This window comes from Emticicia fluvialis, from assembly GCF_024793945.1.
In the GTDB taxonomy this organism is placed as follows: Bacteria; Bacteroidota; Bacteroidia; order Cytophagales; family Spirosomataceae; genus Emticicia; species Emticicia fluvialis.
In genome coordinates, this window is record NZ_JANUSD010000002.1 from 185241 (window position 1) to 208296 (window position 23056).

The 23056-nt window shown below is 39.9% G+C and carries 19 protein-coding genes; 8 read left to right on the top strand and 11 right to left on the bottom strand.

Annotated elements, in window-relative coordinates; translation table 11 throughout:
- Positions 1 to 258: 258 nt before the first annotated feature.
- The 4 genes from NZ848_RS02705 to NZ848_RS02720 all read right to left on the bottom strand — a co-directional run bounded on the left by NZ848_RS02705 (position 259) and on the right by NZ848_RS02720 (position 4715).
- Complete coding sequence (locus NZ848_RS02705) at positions 259 to 1407, bottom strand: hypothetical protein (protein ID WP_259014253.1); 1149 nt, start codon at positions 1405 to 1407, stop codon at positions 259 to 261.
- A 617-nt stretch (positions 1408 to 2024) separates the two neighbouring features.
- Positions 2025 to 3059, bottom strand: a complete 1035-nt coding sequence (locus NZ848_RS02710; RefSeq protein ID WP_259014254.1) for an MlaD family protein — start codon at positions 3057 to 3059, stop codon at positions 2025 to 2027.
- A gap of 3 nt (positions 3060 to 3062) precedes the next feature.
- Positions 3063 to 3818, bottom strand: a complete 756-nt coding sequence (locus NZ848_RS02715; protein ID WP_253533764.1) for an ABC transporter ATP-binding protein — start codon at positions 3816 to 3818, stop codon at positions 3063 to 3065.
- A gap of 111 nt (positions 3819 to 3929) precedes the next feature.
- A complete protein-coding gene (locus tag NZ848_RS02720) occupies positions 3930 to 4715 on the bottom strand; it encodes an MlaE family ABC transporter permease (RefSeq protein ID WP_101727657.1) in 786 nt (261 codons plus the stop codon).
- A 252-nt stretch (positions 4716 to 4967) separates the two neighbouring features.
- Between NZ848_RS02720 and NZ848_RS02725 the strand changes: the two genes are divergently transcribed.
- From NZ848_RS02725 to NZ848_RS02740, 4 genes are all read left to right on the top strand, one after another.
- Positions 4968 to 5429, top strand: coding sequence for a (2Fe-2S)-binding protein (locus NZ848_RS02725; RefSeq protein ID WP_259014255.1), 462 nt, complete (start codon positions 4968 to 4970; stop codon positions 5427 to 5429).
- Positions 5430 to 5442: 13 nt separating this feature from the next.
- Positions 5443 to 7581 carry a xanthine dehydrogenase family protein molybdopterin-binding subunit gene (locus tag NZ848_RS02730; RefSeq protein ID WP_259014256.1) on the top strand — a complete coding sequence of 713 codons (2139 nt, stop codon included), beginning with the start codon at positions 5443 to 5445 and terminating at the stop codon, positions 7579 to 7581.
- A gap of 372 nt (positions 7582 to 7953) precedes the next feature.
- Entirely contained in the window at positions 7954 to 9018 is a 1065-nt protein-coding gene (locus NZ848_RS02735) for a saccharopine dehydrogenase C-terminal domain-containing protein (RefSeq protein ID WP_259014257.1), read from the top strand.
- Positions 9018 to 9929, top strand: a complete 912-nt coding sequence (locus NZ848_RS02740) for a DUF1338 domain-containing protein (RefSeq protein WP_259014258.1) — start codon at positions 9018 to 9020, stop codon at positions 9927 to 9929. Before NZ848_RS02735 ends, NZ848_RS02740 begins: the two co-directional genes overlap by 1 nt.
- A gap of 84 nt (positions 9930 to 10013) precedes the next feature.
- On the opposite strand, the gene NZ848_RS02745 is transcribed toward NZ848_RS02740, so the two are convergent.
- From NZ848_RS02745 to NZ848_RS02760, 4 genes are read right to left on the bottom strand one after another with little or no spacing between them, the layout of a single operon-like run.
- A complete protein-coding gene (locus NZ848_RS02745; protein ID WP_259014259.1) occupies positions 10014 to 11018 on the bottom strand; it encodes a zinc dependent phospholipase C family protein in 1005 nt (334 codons plus the stop codon).
- Entirely contained in the window at positions 11018 to 11902 is an 885-nt protein-coding gene (locus NZ848_RS02750; protein WP_253533769.1) for a Ppx/GppA phosphatase family protein, read from the bottom strand. The genes NZ848_RS02745 and NZ848_RS02750 overlap by 1 nt, the downstream gene beginning before the upstream one ends.
- Positions 11903 to 11950: 48 nt before the next feature.
- Positions 11951 to 12664, bottom strand: coding sequence for a LytR/AlgR family response regulator transcription factor (locus NZ848_RS02755; RefSeq protein WP_259014260.1), 714 nt, complete (start codon positions 12662 to 12664; stop codon positions 11951 to 11953).
- The gene (locus tag NZ848_RS02760) at positions 12651 to 13709 is read right to left on the bottom strand and encodes a sensor histidine kinase (protein ID WP_259014261.1); all 1059 of its coding nucleotides are present in this window, start codon (positions 13707 to 13709) and stop codon (positions 12651 to 12653) included. Before NZ848_RS02760 ends, NZ848_RS02755 begins: the two co-directional genes overlap by 14 nt.
- Before the next feature lie 331 nt (positions 13710 to 14040).
- Here NZ848_RS02760 and NZ848_RS02765 point away from each other — a divergent pair, with 331 nt between their 5' ends.
- Entirely contained in the window at positions 14041 to 14817 is a 777-nt protein-coding gene (locus NZ848_RS02765) for a DUF3108 domain-containing protein (RefSeq protein WP_259014262.1), read from the top strand.
- A gap of 144 nt (positions 14818 to 14961) precedes the next feature.
- Here NZ848_RS02765 and NZ848_RS02770 read toward each other — a convergent pair whose 3' ends face one another.
- The gene (locus NZ848_RS02770) at positions 14962 to 16074 is read right to left on the bottom strand and encodes an acyltransferase family protein (RefSeq protein ID WP_259014263.1); all 1113 of its coding nucleotides are present in this window, start codon (positions 16072 to 16074) and stop codon (positions 14962 to 14964) included.
- Positions 16075 to 16589: 515 nt separating this feature from the next.
- Positions 16590 to 18212 carry a sodium:solute symporter family transporter gene (locus NZ848_RS02775; protein ID WP_253533774.1) on the bottom strand — a complete coding sequence of 541 codons (1623 nt, stop codon included), beginning with the start codon at positions 18210 to 18212 and terminating at the stop codon, positions 16590 to 16592.
- A gap of 221 nt (positions 18213 to 18433) precedes the next feature.
- On the opposite strand from NZ848_RS02775, the gene NZ848_RS02780 reads away from it, so the two are divergent.
- Together NZ848_RS02780 and NZ848_RS02785 are read left to right on the top strand one after the other, a co-directional pair.
- Positions 18434 to 19687, top strand: coding sequence for a sensor histidine kinase (locus tag NZ848_RS02780; protein WP_253533775.1), 1254 nt, complete (start codon positions 18434 to 18436; stop codon positions 19685 to 19687).
- A gap of 35 nt (positions 19688 to 19722) precedes the next feature.
- The gene (locus NZ848_RS02785) at positions 19723 to 20406 is read left to right on the top strand and encodes a response regulator transcription factor (RefSeq protein WP_259014264.1); all 684 of its coding nucleotides are present in this window, start codon (positions 19723 to 19725) and stop codon (positions 20404 to 20406) included.
- A 77-nt stretch (positions 20407 to 20483) separates the two neighbouring features.
- Here the strand turns inward: NZ848_RS02785 and NZ848_RS02790 are convergent, their stop codons facing one another.
- Positions 20484 to 22151 (bottom strand): glutamine--tRNA ligase/YqeY domain fusion protein, encoded by a 1668-nt coding sequence (locus NZ848_RS02790; protein ID WP_259014265.1) that lies wholly within the window; start codon positions 22149 to 22151, stop codon positions 20484 to 20486.
- A 240-nt stretch (positions 22152 to 22391) separates the two neighbouring features.
- On the opposite strand from NZ848_RS02790, the gene NZ848_RS02795 reads away from it, so the two are divergent.
- The gene (locus NZ848_RS02795) at positions 22392 to 22757 is read left to right on the top strand and encodes a VanZ family protein (RefSeq protein ID WP_259014266.1); all 366 of its coding nucleotides are present in this window, start codon (positions 22392 to 22394) and stop codon (positions 22755 to 22757) included.
- Positions 22758 to 23056: the final 299 nt, after the last annotated feature.

Here is a 23056-nt window from a genome sequence, read left to right on the forward strand (position 1 = left end):
CTGTAAATCGTCCGCCCAGGAAGGGGTATAGATTCCACCTGCTTTTTTTACGGTAGATTCAAACATTACAGGTACATTAAGCTTTAGTGAATAACTTTTTTAATTTGTGTAATTCTGGTCAAAAGGAGTAATAGGGCCTCTTAAAGCGATAGCCTTTTCATTTCTTTTTTGAGCGTATCCCACAAACCCCACAAGAAGGAATAAAATAATACTCAGATGTTTTTTCATTAAGATAGTGATTAGTATTAAAATTTAATTTTATTTCAATTCAGGATTGTGTCTGGTATTTGTTTTAGCTATTTTCATTGACTCAGCCAATTCGTTAGCCATTTGTACTAATGACTCTCCGTCTTTTTCATCATATTCGTTCTTGATTAGCCCCTCTGCTTCTTCTCTTGCTTTTTCAGGTTTATCCAGATAATAGAAGATTTTTGACAGATTGTAATAGGCAGAGTACCTCATTTTTTTATTTCGTTTATCATCGCCTTTGTATTTGGTTTTCAAAGACTGTAAATAGTCTATAAGCGGAGAAAGATTACTTTCTAACTCTGTAATAGGCTGGTCGACTTTCATAGTTTTAAATAATTCTTTCACAGCCTGAATCGCCTCTTGCTGGGTTTGGTATTCAGGATGATCTTTTGAATTCAGAATCCACAGATAATCATTTCTCTGAATAGGGCTGAATCCATAATAGAAATTCAGATTATTATTAACTGCCGCAAGCGAGCTATTAACAAAATTCTTTAATTGATCTGAATAAATGGCATCTTTCTTGTTTTGGAAAGCGGAGTTTACAGTTGATGAACTGGTGCTGCTTTCTGTAGCATAAGTATAAACGTTATTATGTCTGACATTAAAACCATTAGTTACCTCAGGCTCTTTATTAACTGTTACACTAGCCAAAAATCTGTTGTTACTTTTAGCTTCTTCTTTTTTCTTTTGCTCCAATAGTTCCTTTTCGCTTGGCTGTTTTGGAGTAAAAGGACCTTTGATATAAGAAAAGCCTCTGGCCTCATAGGTTGCCAAAATCCAATACGAAGTTGTTCTTGAGGTTACTTTACCCTCTTTGTCTTTTTGTTCGGTTGTTTCTGATTTTAAACTCGCGTCCTTAAAAATGAAACTTTCAAGATTCATATCAATGCCAACGGTCGGGCTTGATTCCACTTTCTTCCAACCGTATATTTTTATTCCATCATAGAGGGCAACATCGTCCATATAAGACCGTACTGAACTACCTACTGTTACTTTAGCTCCATAAGTGCGTTGCTCTAAGGGCACAAACTCTTTTGGTAACTGTTGATAACTAACATTGAAATGATACCGGTCTAAGTCGACCTTCTGAGCTAATGATGTTAGCAATGAAGAAAAAAATGTAATACAAAAACCAAGAATAAATTGTGGTTTCATAAATAGTAAGTGTTTAAATTGGTTAAAAAAAAAGGGTTTAACCTGCAATACGCAGTTTAATTTAGTTAGTAAGCAAGATTTCAGGACTCCATACTATTGAAAGCATGAAAGGCCAGTTCTCAACTGCTCTGTTTTATTAATTGATTAGCCTATACGTAATGAAATTACCATATAATATTGGCTTGCTTAATAATGAACGCTTCTAGAATATTGGTGTAATTTATCAGCCGAAATGTTCTGATAGAGACAAGAGAGGTTAAGCTTTTATAGTATAGTAAAAAAGGAAAACTAAATTATAGGTTTCGATAGTAATCCCTAAATGTGAAAGGCACAATGATATATTTTTTGTCTGACAGAGCAATGTGCTTAATGCTCTCCGGGTTCGAAAGAATCACAGACAAAAGAATATAATAAAATAGGCATCAATCAGCAGTTTAGGCTTTTTTAGTTTGGCAAAAAGATTAGCGTGCGCTTGTCTGGGTGCGAAATAAGCAAAAAAAAACAATAATTATAAATTGTGGATTTTATTTATTTACGTTTATCGATTAATCTATTTATAGTATAATAAAATAACAAAAAAGTGCTTTACGAGACCAGTAAAGCACTTTTTTGTTTTATCACTTCTTCACATTAGCAGTGCTATCTGCTTTTCTTTTGGCTTCTTCTTTGGCCTGATTTCTGAAATATCTTCTGAACAGGAAGTTATGCTTCAATGCTTCCAGATTCTGGTCTAACTTGGCACTGCTGCTTTCCAGATTACTGATGGTTTCTCTGATGTTATTGGCAGCTTTTTCGTCGTGCAACAATACACCAACCGGGCTTTTAGGATTATTAAGCAGTGTATTGCTGGTTTGTTCCAGATTATTCACCATTTGCTTGGCAGATACCGTAGTTTCCTTCAAGGTTTGTGAGGTGCTTTCAAGCGAGGCTACAGTTTTCTTGATGTTCGGATACATTTCTTTGTCTGTAGCAATAGAGTTAATAAAATTGCCATCAGCATTTAATTTGTCGGTTAGCTTGGCTAAACCGTTAGCACCTCTTTTCAGGTCTCGGGTGGCAGATTCAACAGTGGCCATGCTTTTGTTAAGGTTGGCATATAAAGCCTCATCTTTCATTAGCTTACCTATTGAACCCTGCCCGGCACGTATATCTGCAATAATGCTTTTCAGGTCATCAGTAATTGACAGAATATTTTTGTTGTTTGCCTGCAAAGTAGTGAGCATTTCCTGTTGGGTAACGTCTGGTTCTACTTTAAATTTAAAGCCGTCTTCTATCATTCTGGCTTGTGGAGACCCACCCGAAATCAGAATAATCGGGTTGCCTATCAGCCCGTCTGAACTAACTCTGACGGTTGCATCCTGTTTTATAAAGGGCTGCGAAGTATCTTCTATACTAAACAATACCTTTACTTTAGAGTCAGGCGTGAAAAGTATCTCTCTTACGGTTCCTACTTTTACACCTGCAAACCATACATTATTACCTTTTGTAAGACCATTAACACTCTCAAAAGTGGCCTCGGCATCAATTCGGGTAATAAAAGATTTTCTCATGGTGCCAAGTGTAAGAATACCTGCAGCCAGAATAATAATTCCTATTAAAATAAATAAACCAACTTTGGCAGCTATTTTTTGTGACGATTGCGGGTTTGCCATACACTATCTCTTTTTATTTTCTATAAAATTATAATCGTGAAAATTCTTAATCCGGGGGTCCGGATGTTTAAAAACTTCATCGAATGTCCCCTGGAACTTAAAGTTACCATCAAATAAAACGGCCAGTCTGTCGCCTGTGTCTTTGGCACAGGTAAGGTCGTGGGTAATGATGATAGAACTGGTATTATAACTCTCTTTTACTTCATTAATTAACTGATTGATTTCAATACAGGTAATAGGGTCTAAACCGGCTGTGGGCTCATCGTACAGCATAATTTTTGGATTCATGATAAGCGTACGGGCAATACCTATGCGCTTTTTTTGTCCGCCAGATAACTCAGAAGGCATCTGATGAATAGCTTGCAGCAGACCAACCGAATCTAGAACCTTATGAACGGCCTTGTCAATTTCGGCCCGCGTCATATTTCTGACGTTTCTTACCAGCGGAAACTCCAGGTTCTCTTGTACCGTCATACTATCGTACAAGGCGCTGTTCTGAAACGAAAAACCTATTTTTAGGCGTAACTCATTCAATTCTTTTTTTGTCAGGTGGGTTACCTCCCTACCAAGTACTTTAACACTTCCTTTGTCAGCAGTTAAAAGCCCGGCAATGATTTTTATGAGCACCGATTTTCCACTGCCCGACTTGCCCAGCACCACCATGTTTTCGCCCTCATACACATCAAGGCTGGCGTCTTCCAGCACCTCCCTGTCGCCAAATGCCTTATATAAATGTGCTATTTCAATTACTTTGTTCATATATCACTTATGGAGTGAATGGGTGAATGAGTGATTCTCAATTGTGCGAATAATTGACATCAGCTATTGAAACCGGGGTTTAATGGCTAATTCGCTCAATCACAAAATAAATTACCTAAACCAGTTAGTTACCTGTACAATAAATACCTCTTCAATAAATATCAGGAACATAGACGTAACAACCGAAGCATTGGCTGCTTTGCCTACGCCCAGCGTACCATTACTGGCGTTGTAGCCTTTATAACAACCCACTATGCCTATTGTAAACCCGTAGGATACTGCTTTAATAATGGCTGTCCATAAATCAAGAAAAATAATGCTGTTAAATGCTTGTTCAAAAAACGCGGGAAGACTGGTTTCTTCGTTGGTAGCTACATTCAAAAATACGCCTGTCATAGCCATTATGGCACAATAGAATGATAAAATCGGAATCGTAACAGTGGTGGCCAGCACCCGGGTAACCACTAGGAATTTAATAGGATTAACCGCTGAAACCTCCATGGCATCTACCTGCTCGGTTACTTTCATAGAACCCAATTCGGCACCGATACTTGAGCCCACCTTACCTGCACAAATAAGCGATGTTACCAATGGTGCAAGCGCTCTTATGATGGCGATTGTTACCAGCGATGGCAGCCACGATGTAGCCCCGAAACTTTCAAGAGACGGCCTTGATTGTTTGGTAAATACAAAGCCTGTTACAAAGCCTGTAAGCGAGATCAGTAAAAGTGAACTATTACCGATACGATAGCATTGATTGATGAATTCTTTGAACTCGAAATTTCCACTTAGCGCTTCTTTAAAGAACAGAATTATAAAATCGGCTCCATCTTTAAATCCAATAAGCCAATTGTCGATTTTTTCGGAGATTAAATTTTGTCTAGATCGTAAACCCATATTTTATTGCGTTTGCGGAAATTTTGGCGCCTCAAAGTTATTAAAGTATATTGTTAAATTAATAAACCAATCCAGTTTTTACGGAATTTATATACGTATGTGGAAAAAAATGCTCAGTTTGAGTAATATAGTAATTCAAATCTATAGATTTAATAGGTAAAATTTTAAGCATTTGCGTAAAATTTCTTTCAGTTCTGCAAGTATTTTTATTATTTTTGATTAAAATATTGACTATCAATTAAATAAACTACGATGGCAAATTACAACCTTAACATTAACGGGCGACAGTTTAATTTAGACGTTGCCCCCGACACTCCTTTGCTATGGGTTCTGCGAGACCACCTGGGTTTGCTCGGTACAAAGTATGGCTGCGGAATGGCTATGTGTGGCGCTTGCACTGTTCACATAAACGGAGAGGCAACCCGTGCCTGTATTTTGCCGGTTTCGTCTGTGAGCGCTTCAAAAATCACTACCATTGAAGGCTTATCAGAAAAGGACGACCACCCCGTGCAAGCGGCCTGGAATGAAATAGACGTACCCCAATGTGGCTACTGCCAGGCCGGGCAGATGATGACCGCCGCTGCATTTTTGAAAAGCAATCCTAAACCTACTTTAGAAGAGATTGAAACTGCTATGTCAAACAATATATGCCGTTGTGGTACTTACCACCGTATCAGAGAAGCTGTTCAACTTGCCTCAACCAAAATGAAATAACATGGATAACACAATGAATAATAGTCGTAGAGATTTCCTGAAATCAGCTGCTATGGCCGGTGGTGGTTTCATGTTAAGTTTCAGTTGGTTTGGTAAGGAGGTTTTTGCCTCTGAAACTGCAACAACCGCTGTTGCTGCCGATTTTGCCCCTAATGCTTTTCTTTCTATACACCCTGACGGAATCGTAACCATCATGTCTCCCAACCCTGAAATAGGGCAGGGCATAAAAACGGCATTCCCAATTATTGTAGCAGAAGAATTAGATGTTGACTGGGCCAAAGTAAAGGTTTTACAAGCGCCGCTGGACACCAAAAAATTTGAGCGTCAGGTAGCAGGTGGCAGTGGGTCTATTCCACATTCATGGCAGAGACTCCGGAAAGCCGGAGCAACCGCCCGCCAGATGCTGGTTGAAGCAGGAGCCAAACGCTGGAACGTACCAGCTGCTGAGTGCAAAACCGAAAATGGTTATGTAATACATACGTCTTCAAATAAAAGATTAAGCTATGGCGAACTGGCCACCGAGGCAGCACAGATTACACCACCAGCTGATGTAAAACTGAAAGACATTAAAGATTTTAACCTGATAGGCTCTACTATAAAAGGTGTTGATAATCAGGATATTTTAACAGGAAAGCCACTTTTTGGTATTGATTTTTACCGCGAAGGCATGCTGTTTTCCATGATTCAGCGGCCACCAGCTTTTGGGTTGAAATTAAAATCTTTTGATGCCTCTGCCGCCAAAGCCATGCCCGGCATTGTAGATGTGGTTTCGTTCAAAAATAAGGTAGCAGTTGTAGGTAAGTCTACCTGGGAAGTAAAAAAAGCCAGAGAAGCCCTGAAAATAGAATGGGAGAAAGAGGGCAACCTTGAAAGCACCGAAGACCATAACCGAATTTTCAAGGAACTACTTGATTCGCCAAAGGCAGATGTAAGACGTAAAGAAGGGAATGTAGAAGAGGCTTTTAAAAATGCCGCTAAAATTGTGGAGTCTGAGTACCAATGTCCGTTCCTGCCGCATAATCCGATGGAGCCTATGAACTTCTTTGCGCATGTAAAACCGGATGGTGTAGAGTTAGTAGGCCCTACGCAAACGCCGCAGGCAGCTCAGACACAAACTGCCAAATTATTGAATATCGCCCCTGAAAAGGTAACAGTAGAGCTTACCCGAATGGGAGGAGGCTTTGGCCGCCGTTTGGGTACCGACTACGTGCTGGAAGCCGTTGAGGTGTCTAATCTGGTAAAAGCTCCGGTAAAGGTAATCTGGACGCGCGAAGACGACATGACAGGCGGAAGCTATCGCCCTGCTGTTCGTTACCGTTTCCGTGCCGCGCTCGATAAACAAGGTAATATGATAGCTTACTCTCTTCGTGGCGTAGGTATCAATGCAGGTAACAGCACCCGTGAAAACAACTTTCCGTCGGGCGCTGTGCCGAATCTGTTGATAGATTCAGTAGACCACAAATCGCCGATTACAACCGGCCCCTGGAGAGCGCCAATTACTAACTTTCTGGCGTTTGCCGAGCAGTCATTTATAGATGAAGTAGCCATTGCTGCAGGCAAAGATGCAGTGCAGTTCAGACTAGACCTCCTTGAAAAAGCCAGAAATTCGCCAACCGGGCCTGTTCGTTATGATATTGACCGTATGAAGACCGTTATTGAAATGGCAGCAGAAAAATCAGGCTGGTTTAAAAAACGGAAGGGAATCAGCCTGGGCTTTAGTGTTTACTTCTCTCATGCGTCGTATGTAGCACAGGTAGCAGAAGTAGTGGTAAAGAAAGGCAAACCGGTTTTACAAAAAATTTATGCAGTGGTTGACTGCGGCGTTGTTGTAAATCAAAGTGGTGCCAGAAACCAGGTAATAGGGGGCATTGTAGACGGTATGGGTCATGCCATGTATGGTAACCTTACTTTTAAAGAGGGTACACCTGCACAAAGCAATTTCAATACTTTCCGCCTGATAAAAATGAACGAGATACCTGCTGTTGAGGTGCATTTTGTTAATAACGGTATAGACCCGACCGGGTTGGGTGAACCTGCCTTACCGCCAACAGGTGGCTCAATTGCCAATGCAATTTATAAAGCCACAGGCAAACGCCTGAAAAGCCAGCCGTTTTTAGAGCAGGAGGAAAGCCTACTCGGAAATATTTCTTAATAAGCCATCTGATAATTGTCTGCTGAGCCATTCCGGGAGGGGTGGCTCATTTTATTTTCACCTTATTTCTTGAATTTTCTGTTCTATTATTTACATTTGCTCAAAAAAAACTTCTCACTTGTTTAAAGACCTGAAATACCACCTGGCACGGCTCGCTTATCTTAGAAGCGCCTGCTCATTTGTTCCTGACACGAGCAAGGGTCTTTATTTATTGTCTCTCTGAACATCAGTTTCTAATCATTGTTTCCATGTTGGTTTAAATACCCATGTCCTTACCATGCGTGGTGTGGCCTGATTATTTATACGTACATGAAAATGAATGCATAGTTGTTTCATTAATAAATTTCATCATCACTTTATTTAGCACCTGTCATGAAAAACGTTCTTGTAATAGGTATGGGAAAGGTGGGGTCTTTAGTAGGAGTGCTACTCGCTAAACGCTTTACCGTAATGGGTATGGATAAACGATACCCCGATTTTGAGTTACCCTTTGAAGTTATTCTTGGGGACGTAACCGACGTTAATTTTTTAGAAAAAACAATTCCGAGTTTTGAGGCAGTAGTCTCTGCCATGCCTTATAACCTAAATTTGCCTATAGCCGAAACCGCACATAAGTATGGGGTGCATTATTTTGATTTAACTGAAGATGTACCCACCACGGCAGCTATCAGAGAAATGGCTAAGACCGCCAAAGCTGTAATGGCTCCGCAATGTGGTCTGGCGCCAGGTTTAATTGGCATAATAGGTGCAGATTTAGCCAGCAGGTTTACCAGATTACGTGATATTGAACTGCGCGTAGGCGCATTACCGCGCTATCCTAATGGCTTGTTGGGTTATTCGTTTACGTGGTCGCCAGCCGGTGTAATAAATGAGTATATTAATGATGCAGAGGTTATACATAACGGCACACGCAAAATGGTGCCATCGTTGGATGGTGTAGAACATATTCAGATTGAAGGCCAGGAGTTTGAGGCCTTCAGCACATCCGGCGGTTTAGGTACCATGTGCGAAACCTACGCAGGAATGGTAGATACCCTCAACTACAAAACTATCAGGTATCCGGGCCATGCGCGTCTCATGAAGTTTCTATTGTATGAACTCATTCTGAAAGATAAACGTGCATTGGTAGAGCAGATTCTGACAGAAGCTAAACCTGCCGTGCAGGAAGACGTAGTGTATGTTTATGCCGTGGTAGAAGGCTGGAAAGGAGAAGAACTGGCACGGGAAGAGTTTTATGAGGCGTATCTGCCGATTGAGATTGACGGAAAGCATTGGAGGGCAATATCCTGGACAACGGCCGCATCTGTAGCGGCAGTGGTGGAGATGGTTGCCGATGGCAAGTTGCCTCAGGACGGCTTCATTAAACAGGAGCATATCCGATTGGGTGAGTATCTGACAACCACTAACGGTCAATTTTTTAAAAAGGAGAATAACTAATGGAAAATAGAACAGCAACTTTAACGTATGTGTTGGAAGGCCTGATGCGACGTTATCGCGAACGGGTACCTGATGTAGAGAAGGTAACCAATGGTATGATTGCCGGGGGCATAATTGCCGATGCCAATGAAATAGAAAACGACCATATTGCTTTCAGAACTATGGGAGTGCCACAATTGGGGATAAAATCTTTTGAGAAAATATTTATTCATTTGGGCTACCAGAAACGCGATTATTTCTATTTCGAAGGTAAAAAGTTGGATGCCTACTGGTTTTCTCCGCCAAGGCCGGAGTATCCCAGAATATTTGTAAGTGAGCTAAGAGTAAATGATTTACCTGAAAATATTCAGGATATTATCAGAAACTATACTGATGAGGTGAAAGCAGACCCGGTTGATAGCCTGAACCTGAACGACGGCGCGGCCATAGATGCTTTTTTGCACCAGCCTTTATGGCGCATACCAACCTGGCAAGATTATTCAACACTGCTGAAAGCCAGTGAATATGCGGCATGGGTAATCTATAATCGTTATTACCTGAATCACTACACCATTAGTGTGCATAACCTGAAAGCAGGCTACAACACTATTCAGGAGTTTAATGCTTTTCTTGAAAAAACCGGCGTGAAGCTGAATGATGCGGGCGGTAAAATAAAAATCAGTCCGGATGGAGGTTTATTGCAAAGCTCAACCGTAGCCGAAATCATTGATGCTACTTTTGAGGGCGGTGAGGTGCATCCTATTTCTGGCAGTTATGTAGAGTTTGCCGAGCGTAAAGTATTGCCGGAGTATCAGCATTTAGAACCCGCATCTATTACGCGTGAACACAGAAGAGAAGGTTTTGAAACCGGTAATGCCGATAAAATTTTTGAAAGTACGTTTACCAGCCAGACTGTGAAACGAAATAGCTAAGCCGGAATGCCGAATGAGTGAAGCGTTTGACCCTTTACTTCCCTCCCTACAATGGGGTAACCCGCGTAGGGAGGGCTGGGGTTTTTAATATTCAGGCTCTGTTTTCAGTAAGGTCAACTTTCCTTTCTGCCAGGCTTTCAGGTCTTTTTTAAGATAAGGTCTGTTTCTTTTGGTAAGCCCCTCATCATCTAGTGCTTTTAAATCAGGTTTTCCCGCATTTACCCAGGCAGTAAACCAGAAATTGGCTGTGGCCGCAATAGCCTCTTTCATCTGGTTTTCTATCATACCTCCCAATGCCTGGTGGTATAGCTCAGCATACTCTTTGCTATAAACGGCCTGATTGAATTTGTTTCTTACAATTTTCCCGTTTTCATCTTTCTTAAAGATTTTATCAGCCGGAAAAGTCTTTCTTAATTCTCTGTCTTTTGCTAACAAAGTATCGGCCAGTTCATGCGAATGTTGGATGATACGCCAGGTTTCTTTGGTTATATCGTCTATGTATTTTGCCTGATTGATATTAAAACCATACCCGGGGCCATAAGTTTCAGGTAGTTGCGCTTCCCAGAAAGAGTGGATACCCGTCTGACTGGTTAACTGCCCGTTGTGGTTGCTTGATGTATGCAAAGGCATGTGGGCATCGGCCAGATAATGGCCCAGGTCGGCGGCAAGAAAAAGAACCTCGGTTTTTCTTTTGCCTTGCATTGATTTTGTAAGTTTGTCGGTTACTTCCTGAATGTACCAGGGCAATATGCCACTTGACTGAAGCATTTTGCTGTCGTATCTGGCATAAGCCTCTTTGCTGGTTCTTGCAATGTCTCCAATTGGCGTCTTGAAGTCTTCAATATCAATATAATGGCGCGGATTCTCAGTTTTATCATTCAGGGTATATTTTCTTAAATCAGGTATGTTAGATTCCTCCGTAATAAAATCAAGGTGGTTGTAAAAGAAAACGCGGAGCTCATCTGGCAAAGCAAAAACCGCCGATTTATTAATATGCTGATGCCCCCAGATTCCCCATGAAGATAATAACAATACCAGACCTAAACCTGCAGTAATCAGTGCTGTGCAGACAATGTTTCTCTTTTTCATTAGTTTTCTTCGTTCAATAATGTTTCATACACTAGTAACAGGATACCGTCTTTCAGGCCAAGGTCAGGAACAATGATTTCATCCGCTTCTGCCCATTTCATAACCGAAATATAGATGTCAGATGCTGGTACAATTACATCGGCACGGTCGGCATTGAGCTGTAACAGATTAATTCGTTCTTCAAGCGTAAACTGGTCAATATAATTGCGTTTTCTTTCCAGTTCTTCCAGCGATGCCATGCCGTTAGGTTTGCTTTCAATCATGTTAAAAAGCTTGGAGATATTACCCCCGGTACCTACAGCTATTACCTTTTCATGCACGGGTATGGTTTCATTAACCCATGCTTTCATTTTTCGCCATACATCGGGGGCTTCCTTATGTTCGAGCAACCGAACCGAACCTATTTTGAAAGATTTTGCTGCTATTTTAGTTCTCCCTTTGTAGATATTCAGTTCGGTGCTTCCTCCCCCCACATCAATATGCAGGTAAGTTTTGTCGTTTTCAAGAACTGCAATAATCACATTGTTGATTAGCTCGGCCTCTTTTTCACCGTCAATGAGGTGAATCTCCATCCCCAGTTCATTTTTTATTCGCTCCACAATATTACTGCCATTCTCTGCTTCTCTCATGGCAGATGTGGCGCATATCATGTAAGCGTCTACCTCGTGTAGTTCCATCAATAACCGGTAGGCCATCAATAGTTTTTTTATTCTGGCTTCACTTTCGTACGATATTTTGCCTGTATTAAAAACATCCATACCCAGGCGCAGGGCAAATCGCACGTATTCTACTTTTTTGAAGCTTATTTTCTTTTTGTCATGCAGCACCGACGAAATTTGCATCCGGGCTGCGTTTGAACCAATATCAATAGCGGCAATTTTCATTAAATCTTATTCAGTATTTAGAAGGATTTGCAAAAATACCTCTTTTTATTAAAACTGCCCGTTTTTATTACCCAAAACCAACCAGACCTCCTCTTTATACCCGCGTCCGATAGGAATCTGCCTGCCTTTAATCTCTACATCAGTGGCTGTAAAGGCCTCAATTTTATTGATAGCCACCAGAAAAGACCTATGCACCCGCAGAAAATTTGCCTTTGGTAACTCTTCTTCAATTTCACTTAAAGCAAGTTTGGTTAAAATTTCATGAGAAGCAGTTGTGATTTTAATGTATTCGCGCTGGCTTTCAATATAAAGAATCTCATCATAGTAAATCTTAATGTTTTTCTTGTTTACATTAAAATAGCGGTATTTATTTTCTTCCTGATGTACTGAAACCGGCGGTAATAGGCTATTTGGGCTCATTTTATTTACTGCCTTCAGAAAACGGCTCAATTCAATGGGTTTCAGCAGGTAATCAAGTACATTATGTTCATAACCTTCAAGCGCGTATTCATGGTAGGCGGTTGTCAGAATAACTTTTGGCGGGCTGTGCAAAGTTTTGATGAAGTCGATGCCCTTTAACCTGGGAAGGTTGATATCAAGAAAAATTAAATCTATTTTGTGCTTGCGCAGTATATCTGTGGCCAATATGGCATTGGGGCAAACGGCTATTAATTGCAAAAAGGGTACCTCGCTGATGTAGTCCTGCAGAATTTCGGCAGCCAGAGGCTCATCTTCTACAATAAGGCAGTTAAATTGTTGCATGACTGTTCAGATTTATTTCCAACACTATTTTAAAACTAGAAGGTAACCTGCTTATTGTAAGCCGGTGTTCAGGGTATAACAACTCCAGTTGTCTGCTTACATTAATCAGGCCTATTTTTTCATTATTTTCAACACTCACATCTTCCGATTTGGAGTTTTCAACCTGATAAAAAAGGTATCCATTTTTTAACTTTATATCAATATTAATAAATGAATCATGGATACTCTCGCCAACACCGTGTTTAAAGGCATTTTCTATAAAAGGTAATAAAATCAATGGGGCAATAGGTATGCTCAGGTTGTCTAGTGTTTTGCTGAAACCAATTTTCAACCTTTGGTTATACCGTATTTTTTCCAGTTCAAGGTAATCTTCTATTATCTTCAGTTCTACCTCAACAGGCAAAAATGGTTTATTGGTTTCATAAAGCATAAACCGTAATAATTTCGATAATCGCAGTACAACTTCCGCCGTATCATCAGATTTTTTTCTGGCAAGGCCATAAATATTATTGAGTGTATTGAACAAAAAGTGAGGGTTTGTTTGTGCTTTCAGAAATCTGAGTTCGTTGGCCAGCCTTTCTTTGGCCAATTCCTGTGCCAGTTCTCGTGTTTTAATGTTCTGTCTTATTAGTTTAAATACAAGGGCAATGCCACAGGTAAAGCCCAGAAGAAAAAAAGCGTAAAAAAAACTGGCTGCCGATAAATAGCTTTCATTCTCCATTGAGTGGTGCAAAATATATTTCTGTACCCAATAGGTAAGTAACAGAAAACCAGGAATGGCAACCATAAAAGCAATTGCAGTAAGGCTTACGGTTTTTATTATTCCCCATCTTTTGCTAAGGAATTGCCCCGTAAAATACAGAATGCTATATGCCAGTGGTATTTTGACTATGAGGTATATTGACTGGATGCCCAAGGCCAGAAAAAAAAGTCGGTAATAACTTTCTTTGGGTTGATTGTAAGCCAGAGTCTCAAAATTGAGATAGGTCTTGAACAATAAATAACCAAGCCAGAAAGCAAAATGATATAAAACGCGGCTTTGCATGAACCAGACTGGTAAGAGATAAAACAAAACCTAAATTTATAATAAAATATCGGATGCTGATGCTTTCGTCTGCCAACAACCATTTCAGACCCACAAGCGGCTGAAATCATTGTATTTGCGTTGCAAAAGGCTTTGCATCAATACATGGCTGTTGACTGTAAGTTGTAGCATACCCTGCATTACAAATTCAGATACATTTATGGCGGCAAACGAAAAGCCAATAAAAAACGCCTTTCAAAGCGGTTTATGCAGGAGTCTTACCAAGTACAGGCTTACTGTAGTTCGAGACAAATTTTAAGAGTAATCAACAATATATTAATCAAATTAGATAATGAAACATCAAATACCAATTGTGCTGATTTTTGCATTAGCATTTAATTTTTCATCAATAGCGCAAGACACCGTTTGGGTAGACGCAAGCAAAGTAAAAACAAGTTATTTAAAAGAAGGCGCTAACCGCTATCTGGTTTATTTCAAAATGGGGAAGGATGCGGCACGGTCAAGGCTCCAGTTCTGGACAAGAAGTATTACTTTCGGAAATTTTAAAGGCAATAATGCCATTATTGTAAAGCAAACCTGGGAAGACCGCGACAGCGTAGTACACACTGTTACTTCTGTATGCGATAAGAAAACCTTTGCGCCACTTTATCATCAAAGCTGGTGGAAGCAAAGAGGTAGCAGCGAGTTTGATTTTATGGCAAAAACGGCCAGCATTAATAATGTGCCACTAACTGATACAGACACAACGGCTAACCGAAAACTGCCCTGGATGGCTTTTCAGACAGCAATTAATCAATATTCATTAAACTGGCATCTTGATCTGGAGGTATTCCCTTTGCTTGTCTATAAGTTAAAAACCACTTACATGATTCCGTTTTATGAACCCGGTTATCTCGCACCTAAGTTTGAGGTTTACACAATTACTGGTACTGCACAGCTTAACGGATATGATAACACAAAAGTAGATTGCTGGTTGCTAACGCATGAAGCGAAAGGTTATAAAGAGGTTTTCTGGATAAGTAAAAAAACGCATGAAGTACTTAAACTTGAAAACGAGATTGGAAAAGACCGCTGGCGATACAAAATAAAACTGGGGTTCAGTGTTTAAATGATGAGTCGGAATTAAAAAAATGCGGGTGCCTATTATTAATTCGGGCACCCGTATTTGGCATATTTATTATATCTATAAAAAACTGAATGTCAGGGTTATAGTAATGTAAATTTTATTTGATCTTTGTAGTAAAGCCTACTCTCATTTGGGGTTTCCGTATTTTTTCCAGAGTCTTTTCCCTAATTCAACAGAAGGTAATTCAACAAACTGATAGAGTCCGTAAGCAAGAATGGTAAAAATAAGCAGCGCGGCCAACGGGCTGGCTACCAGATGAACCATAACAAATTTAAAATGCCCAAGGTGTTTTAGTAAATCGAACAAATAAGGCTGGTGTATGAGGTATAAACTGTAGCTGCAAATACCAATACCTGCCAAAACACGAAACAACGGTTTTAGAAAAAATGGATCTTCCTGTTTTTTATACAAAAACCACTCTAACAATGCCAGCCAGGCACATACCGACACGGCTATTGTAAAATAATGCGCAACCATAAAGTATTTGCAAACAGGAAGCATCGCAAGAAAAACCAAAAGGTATAGAAGAGGCTGTTTCTTGAAAATCTTTTTGTTTTCCCAGTATAACTCAGCCGCCAGGGCGCCGGCACCCCATGTAAACCAAAGCACAGGCATAGAAAGTGCCATTGACAGCGGTATGCTGTCTTTCATGAACGTTTCTAGTATAAACGTGCAGGCAAAATGAAGAAGCGTTAAACCAACTACTGTGTTTCGGATACCAATTTTTTTTCTGAAGTACAAAAACAAAGGATAAGCCAGGTAAAGTTGAACTTCTAGGGCCAGGGTCCAAAAAGACGGATTAATTGAGAAAAACGATGTGTCTGAGAGATTGTGAATCAACAATACATGTAAAAGTATGTCTTTAGGGGAGAAAGACATATTCCTGAAAACAATAAAGAATAGCAGCACTAACAGGTACGGAGGATATATGCGGAAAAACCGTCGTACATAAAATTGCTTTACATTAAACAGGTCCTGACTGTTTAAAAAGCCTAAATGAATGACAAATCCACTGATAACCAGGAATAACTCAACGCCTAGTTCTCCAAATGTAAAAGGCAAAAAGTTGAAAATTATATCTTTTGTTGACCGTAAATCAAGTATGCCACTATCTGTATAGTTTCTTATTTCGTATGGAGGAAAAATACTTAGTTGCGTGTGGTAAAAAAATACCATCAGTATGGCAATTCCGCGTATTACATCTAATTCAGGTATATAACGGTAGTTGTTTTTATTCATTGGGTAAGTTATAAGGCATGCAGCTTTGGGCTTCTGCAAAAGTTATTTACTAGCTTAGGATATATTTCTGGAATGAGTATGTATAAATACAACCAGATAAATAGGGTAAAAGGGTTTTAAAAAAAGTCATCAGGTCTAACTACAACCTATATATGTTTGCTTACAGCCAGTTGTTAACAAGCATGTATTAATGAACAAACATTTAGAATTAGCAAAAATAATCCGGTTTTTTCTCAAAAGTCATCACATGTATATTTAAGAGCAAGAACAATTGTAATATACAAGTAGAATGCGCCCGGGGTTTGAAGTTAGCAGCATCAAAATGATGTTTGGGCCGCTAATTAATTGTACAGGTAAAGTTTATCTTATAAGATGTAATTAATAAAGCACGTTTTTAAATTTTTAATTGGGTTTATAGTGGGGTACTTTTTTTTAGCCACCGTCTTTATTTAAGCTGCATTTAATGCAAATTAAAACTGACGGTGGCTTTTAATATACTAAGATTCAAAAAAATATTACCAGAAATACCAATACAAGCCAATCAGGATAACGATTACGGCTACGGCGCCAAAAGCAAAAATCCCTTGTACTTTAAACATGCTGGCGTCAATTTCAAGTCCTTTACCTTCGTCTGGCAAGATAAAGCCCAGAATAAACATAACAGCCACGCAAATCAGGAACACAATACCCATGCGGTCAAGGAACGGAACGGTGGTCCAGTCAGCAAACGGCATCCAGTTGTTATGCAAAGACAGTGCAATTAAGAAACCACCTACAATGGCAAACAAAGCACCTGCTGAATTGGTACGTTTCCAGAAGAAACCCATCACAAATGAAGCGAAAATACCCGGCGATAACAGACCGGTCATTTCCTGAATAAACTGGAAACCACCTTTTTTGTCGATACCCATATAAGGCGACACCACAATGGCCAATATCATAGATACCACTATAGTTACGCGGCCAATCCATACCAGGTGTTTCTCTGATGCATTTTTACCGATATAATTTTTGAAAATATCAAGCGTAAAAATGGTAGAAATACTATTGGCTTTACCCGCTAAAGATGCTACAATAGCCGCTGTTAGCGCCGCAAATGAAAGACCTTTCAAGCCCATAGGCAGCAGGTTCAATAACACCGGATAGGCGTTGTCCTGATTGAGTGTGCCATCTGCACCCAGCATTTCCTTCTGAAACAAACCTTTCTGATATAACGTATATGCCGCAATACCCGGTAAAGTTACAATGATGGGCATTAAAAGTTTCAGAAACGCTGCAAATAAAATACCTTCACGAGCGGTTTTCAAATCGGCTCCCAAAGCACGTTGCGTAATGTACTGGTTACATCCCCAGTAGTTCAGATTCACAATCCACATACCACCTATTAAAACTGTTAAGCCCGGCAGTGCCATATAATGCGGGTCTCCTTTATGGAAAATCATGTGGAAGTGGTCTTCCGATTTCTCTGTCATCAGTTTTAATCCATTGGTAAGGCTTTCTAACCCGCCATATTCTGTAGAAACCAGCGTAACAGCCAGATATGTTGTAGCTAAACCACCAATAATCAGGAAGAATACCTGAATTACATCTGTAAAGCCGATTACTTTCATACCTCCGATAGTAATTACAATAGCAAAAATGGCCAGGCCAATCATACAAACCGTAAAATCAAGACCTGAAATACCCGATACAGCTAAAGCACCCAGATACAAAATAGAGGTAAGGTTTACAAGGATATACAAAGCTAGCCAGAATACGGCCATAATCAGACTCACCGTTGAGTTGTAACGCTGATTAAGAAACTGCGGCATGGTAAATATCTTGTTTTTCAGATAAATAGGCATAAAAACCACACCAACCACAATCAGCGTGGCAGCGGCCATCCATTCATAAGTTGAAATAGCCAGACCCATCGAAAAACCATTGCCCGACATACCAATCATTTGTTCAGCAGAAATGTTAGAGGCAATCAGTGAGGCACCGATAGCCCACCAGGTAAGAGACCCTTCAGCAAGGAAAAAATCTTTTGTTGAGGCTTCTTTAGATTTTTTTCGCTGATAAATCCAATAGCCATAGCCCGATACCAGGATAAAGTAAAAGAGAAATACGACGTAATCGAGGGTTTGTAATTTTTGCATAGCGCTTTAGAAAAAAAGAGAATAGAATTTTTTAGATTTAGATAAGTTTCATGTACGGAGCAAATTAAGGTAGAAAATTTTCCTTTTCAAAGGGTAGCGTTTGTTTTTAAAAGATTTTTTAGATTTTACATAATTTTTTCTATGAATGCCCAATTGCCCTCCAATTATTATTTTGTCAATACCTTGTCTTTTACGTAATTTTACAAAAAAACTCTTCGGTTTTGAGCAGAAATACAATCAGGCTATTGATTATTCTTGGCACACTTTCTATTACTGGAATTATTGCAGTGCAAGCGTATTGGGTAAAGAAGGCATTTGATTTGAAGGAACAGCAGTTCAGGCAAACTGTTATGATTTCTTTGCGTAATGTAACCAATAAAATATCGTCACTTTATAAGCTATCTGTTATTGAAAACCCCGTTACCCAGCTTTCGTCTGATTATTATGTTGCCAATTTAAGGGCGCCGCTTAATGCAGATGTGCTGGAGCATTACCTGAAAGATGAGTTTAAGAAGCAAAATCTGTTAACAGATTTTGAGTATGGTATTTATAATTGCGATACCGACAATATAGTTTATGGTGCTTATATCAACTCAGATTTTGAAGAGAGTGCACATGCACAGAAGAATCTTCCGAAGACAGACAAATACCTCAATTATTTTGGGGTTAGATTCCCCGGTAAAACCAGTTACCTGGCCAGCAGGCTTGATATCTGGCTCATTTCGTCACTTATTACGCTTATTGTTACCTTGTTTTTCGGGTATGCCATGTTTATCATCCTAAAGCAAAAACGGCTGAGTGAGGTACAGCGTGATTTTATTAATAATATGACGCACGAGTTTCAGACGCCCATCTCTACCATCAGGGTAGCTACAGATGTTTTAAGCCAGCCGAAAATATTAGACCAGCCCGAGCGTTTAAGAAAATATGTAAGTATAATCAGGCAAGAAAACAACAGGCTTAAAAATCAAGTTGAATCTGTACTGAATACTGCCAGAATGGATAAAGGAAGGCTGCAACTGGATATTCAACTGCAGGAATTGCACAGCCTCATTGATGATGTAACAGAAGGTGTGAAAGCAGAACTGGAAGATTCACTGAAACTGGAGCTGCATGCAACCAGAACCAGTATTTATGCAGATAGGGTGCAGTTGATAAGTCTGATCAGGAACTTACTTGAAAACGCTATTAAGTATTCAGATAAAGTACCGGATATAACAGTAAGAACCGAAAATACTGACGAAGGTCTGGTTCTTTCCATAATTGATAAGGGCATAGGCATAAGCAGCGAAAATATCAATAAAATTTTTAATAAGTTTTACCGGGTTCCTACCGGTAACACACACAATGTAAAAGGCTTTGGGTTGGGGCTTAGCTATGTAAGACAAATTGTAAGAGCGCACAAATGGGAGATTAAAGTTGAAAGCAAGCTTGGCGAGGGAAGTACATTTACAGTTATAATGAACCAGGAATAAAAACCGTTTACCCAAAAGACTTATAAAGCCAGATTATGCCCAAAATATTATATGTGGAAGATGACCCCAACCTGGGGTATGTTACAAAAGACAGCCTGGAAATGGAGGGTTACGAAGTAAGCCATTTTCAGGATGGTAAGGAGGCCTGGAAAAGTTTTACCAAAGAGAAATATGACCTTTGCCTGCTTGATGTAATGCTACCCGAACTGGACGGGTTTAGTCTGGCCGAGAAAATCAGAAAGCAGAACCTGCAGATTCCGGTAATTTTTCTGACGGCCAAAGGTATGCAGGAAGACCGCATTGCAGGCCTTAAAGTAGGTGGTGACGATTACATAACCAAGCCTTTCAGCATAGAGGAGCTTAGTTTACGGATTAAGGTTTTTCTGAAGCGGAAAGATATTTCGAAGGTAGATTTTGAAGGCCAGGGCGTCTGGAAACTGGGTAATTATGATTTCAATTATCAGCAACTTTCTCTTAAATCAGAACAAAAGACTGAGCAACTGACTAACCGTGAAGCAGAGGTGCTGAGGTATTTATGTGAAAGAAAAAATCAGGTTATTAAACGTGAAGATATTCTGACGGCCATTTGGGGTCGAGACGATTATTTTTTAGGCCGAAGTCTGGATGTTTTCATAACCAGGCTCAGAAAAATGCTGATAGATGAGCCTGCCGTTAAAATAGAAAATGTACATGGCATAGGGTTTAAATTTACCTGCTAAAATAAAGCCTCCGGTAAGTTTTTATACTTTTTCCGGAGGCCTGATTGATTTATGAACAAAAACACTATTGTTGGTTTTTATTTGCCGCTTTCTTTAGCCCAGGTGTCTTTCAGGCTAACGGTGCGGTTAAAAATGAGTTTGTTTTCTGTTGCGTCTTTATCAAGACAAAAATACCCTTTTCTGAGAAACTGATAATTTTTGCCCGTTACAGCCTCTTTAAGCGACGGTTCAAGGTATGCATTTATTACTTCAAGAGAATCGGTATTGATATACTCTTTAAAATCGCCTTCTTCACTGCCGGGGTCTTCAACTTTAAACAGTCGGTCATAAAGCCTTACTTCTGCCTTGATCGCATCAGCTGCAGAAACCCAATGGATAGTTCCTTTTACCAAAATGCCGGAGGTGTCCTGGCCGCTCCTGGAGTTCTCAATATATGTGCATCTCAGTTCAGTAATCTCACCGTTTTCGTCTTTTAGCACTTCATCGCAGCGGATAATATAGGCGCTTTTCAGACGTACCATCTGGCCAGGTGCCAAACGGAAATATTTTTTCGGCGGATTCTCCATGAAATCGTCTTTTTCAATAAGAATCTCCCTGCTGAACGGCATAGTACGTGTGCCACCTTCAGGGTCTTCGGGGTTATTTTCAGTGGTCAGTATTTCAGTCTTTCCTTCCGGATAATTAGTAATTACCACTTTCAAAGGGTCAAGCACTGCCATTACACGGGTAGCCGATTTGTTGAGTTGTTCTCTGATACAAAATTCAAGCAGCCCTACACTTATCAGGTTATCTCTTTTGGCTACGCCTATTCTGTCGCAAAAATCACGGATGGCCTCAGGTGTATAACCTCTCCTGCGCAAACCTGAAATAGTAGGCATACGGGGGTCGTCCCAACCGGTTACGTGGCCTTCATTTACCAATTGCAACAATTTCCGCTTACTCATTACTGTGTAGGTAAGGTTCAAACGTGCAAATTCATATTGTCTGGAAGGGAAAATCTCCAGGTTTTCAATACACCAATCGTAAAGCTCACGGTGAGGTACAAACTCAAGCGTACAAATAGAATGCGTAATACCTTCAATTGAGTCAGACTGCCCATGTGCAAAGTCGTACATAGGGTAAATACACCATTTATCGCCGGTACGATGGTGTTTTGCAAATTTTATACGGTAAATAATAGGGTCACGCATGAGCATATTCGGAGCCGCCATATCAATTTTAGCTCTCAGCACACGTGTACCTTCTGCAAATGCTCCGTTTTTCATTTGCTCAAACAAGGTCATGTTTTCTTCAATGCTGCGGTTTCTGAAGGGGCTGTTAATGCCCGGTTCAACAGGCGTGCCTTTCATGGCTGCCATTTCTTCAGAGGTACTGTCATCTACATAGGCAAGACCCTTATTGATCAACTTTTTGGCAAACTCATAGAGCTTCTCAAAGTAGTCTGACGCATAGAACTCGTTGGCCCAGTTGAAACCCAGCCACTGCACATCATTTTTTATAGACTCTACATATTCTGTATCTTCGGTAACCGGGTTGGTGTCGTCAAAACGCAGGTTGGTTTGCCCGCCATATTTAAGGGCTACGCCAAAATTCAGACAAATAGATTTTGCATGGCCAATGTGCAGGTAGCCATTTGGTTCAGGAGGAAAACGGGTCAGAACTCTTCCATTATATTTACCTGTTTCGAGGTCATTTTCAATAATTTGCTCGATAAAATTTAAAGATTTCTCAGTCGCGTCTGCCATAAATTAACGGTGGTGTTGTTGCTATGCTTGCGAATTTAGCATTTTTTTACGGTAATGAATTTGAGTTGCACATCTTATTAATTAATTTATTTATTTTATTTTAGAAAAAATTAGAATACTCATATTTTATTAGTATCAATTTATCTTACTGTTTTTTAATGATAATTTTTACGATAATTCAGTTACTTAAATTCTGCAGGTGAGGGTATATTTAGCGCCGCAATTACAAATTTTAATTTTATGAGTTTCAAAAAAGCAATTAACAATTTTCTTAGTAGTAAATACCTGGCATTTGCTGTAACCCTTCTGATATTGGTTTTGTGTTCTTTGCCCAGTAAAAATATTGAGATGCCCGGCAATATGAGCGACAAAACAGCGCATTTTCTTGCATTTGGCGCCTGGGCATTTTGTTGGCAGGCCGCCTTTGGAAAATATGGGCAGAGCCTGCTCTATGGAGTGCTTCTGGGTGTGCTTATTGAGTTTTGGCAGGCCTCATTGCCTGAATCTTTTCATAGAAGTTGTGATTTTAAAGATGGTCTTGCCGACAGCATTGGAGTTGTGATAGGTCTTGCACTCTGGAAGTTAAAAACACTTCTGAAGCTATAAAGTAAAACAATGCAATAAAACAACAAATGTGTGGCTATAATTGCCCAATTTTTACTGTAAAAAGAGGTTTTTGCCCTTTTGGAATATTTTTTTGCCTGTTTTTTGAGATTGAAACCTCAACTCTTAAGCAGTGCAAGAAATTTTTTTATAAGTGTGCTGGTATTTACATTGCAGCCTGGGATACCCCAATGTAGTAAATGAAATAACCCGGCAAATTGTGCAGATGCTTGAGAGTCTGGTGCCTGAAAATATCCGATGACAAAAGAGAGGTAGCCGGAAGTAACTCATCCAAAACAATT

Excerpts from the sequence above, each read along its gene's own strand:
- NZ848_RS02725 (WP_259014255.1), top strand. The coding sequence starts at position 4,968 with ATGGCAAATTACAACCTTAACATTAACGGGCGACAGTTTAATTTAGAC.
- NZ848_RS02730 (WP_259014256.1), top strand. The coding sequence starts at position 5,443 with ATGAATAATAGTCGTAGAGATTTCCTGAAATCAGCTGCTATGGCCGGT.
- NZ848_RS02790 (WP_259014265.1), bottom strand. The coding sequence starts at position 22,151 with ATGGCAGACGCGACTGAGAAATCTTTAAATTTTATCGAGCAAATTATT.
- NZ848_RS02785 (WP_259014264.1), top strand. The coding sequence starts at position 19,723 with ATGCCCAAAATATTATATGTGGAAGATGACCCCAACCTGGGGTATGTT.
- NZ848_RS02715 (WP_253533764.1), bottom strand. The coding sequence starts at position 3,818 with ATGAACAAAGTAATTGAAATAGCACATTTATATAAGGCATTTGGCGAC.
- NZ848_RS02770 (WP_259014263.1), bottom strand. The coding sequence starts at position 16,074 with ATGAATAAAAACAACTACCGTTATATACCTGAATTAGATGTAATACGC.
- NZ848_RS02775 (WP_253533774.1), bottom strand. The coding sequence starts at position 18,212 with ATGCAAAAATTACAAACCCTCGATTACGTCGTATTTCTCTTTTACTTT.
- NZ848_RS02795 (WP_259014266.1), top strand. The coding sequence starts at position 22,392 with ATGAGTTTCAAAAAAGCAATTAACAATTTTCTTAGTAGTAAATACCTG.
- NZ848_RS02755 (WP_259014260.1), bottom strand. The coding sequence starts at position 12,664 with ATGCAACAATTTAACTGCCTTATTGTAGAAGATGAGCCTCTGGCTGCC.
- NZ848_RS02740 (WP_259014258.1), top strand. The coding sequence starts at position 9,018 with ATGGAAAATAGAACAGCAACTTTAACGTATGTGTTGGAAGGCCTGATG.
- NZ848_RS02745 (WP_259014259.1), bottom strand. The coding sequence starts at position 11,018 with ATGAAAAAGAGAAACATTGTCTGCACAGCACTGATTACTGCAGGTTTA.
- NZ848_RS02760 (WP_259014261.1), bottom strand. The coding sequence starts at position 13,709 with ATGCAAAGCCGCGTTTTATATCATTTTGCTTTCTGGCTTGGTTATTTA.
- NZ848_RS02765 (WP_259014262.1), top strand. The coding sequence starts at position 14,041 with ATGAAACATCAAATACCAATTGTGCTGATTTTTGCATTAGCATTTAAT.
- NZ848_RS02720 (WP_101727657.1), bottom strand. The coding sequence starts at position 4,715 with ATGGGTTTACGATCTAGACAAAATTTAATCTCCGAAAAAATCGACAAT.
- NZ848_RS02750 (WP_253533769.1), bottom strand. The coding sequence starts at position 11,902 with ATGAAAATTGCCGCTATTGATATTGGTTCAAACGCAGCCCGGATGCAA.
- NZ848_RS02710 (WP_259014254.1), bottom strand. The coding sequence starts at position 3,059 with ATGGCAAACCCGCAATCGTCACAAAAAATAGCTGCCAAAGTTGGTTTA.
- NZ848_RS02735 (WP_259014257.1), top strand. The coding sequence starts at position 7,954 with ATGAAAAACGTTCTTGTAATAGGTATGGGAAAGGTGGGGTCTTTAGTA.
- NZ848_RS02705 (WP_259014253.1), bottom strand. The coding sequence starts at position 1,407 with ATGAAACCACAATTTATTCTTGGTTTTTGTATTACATTTTTTTCTTCA.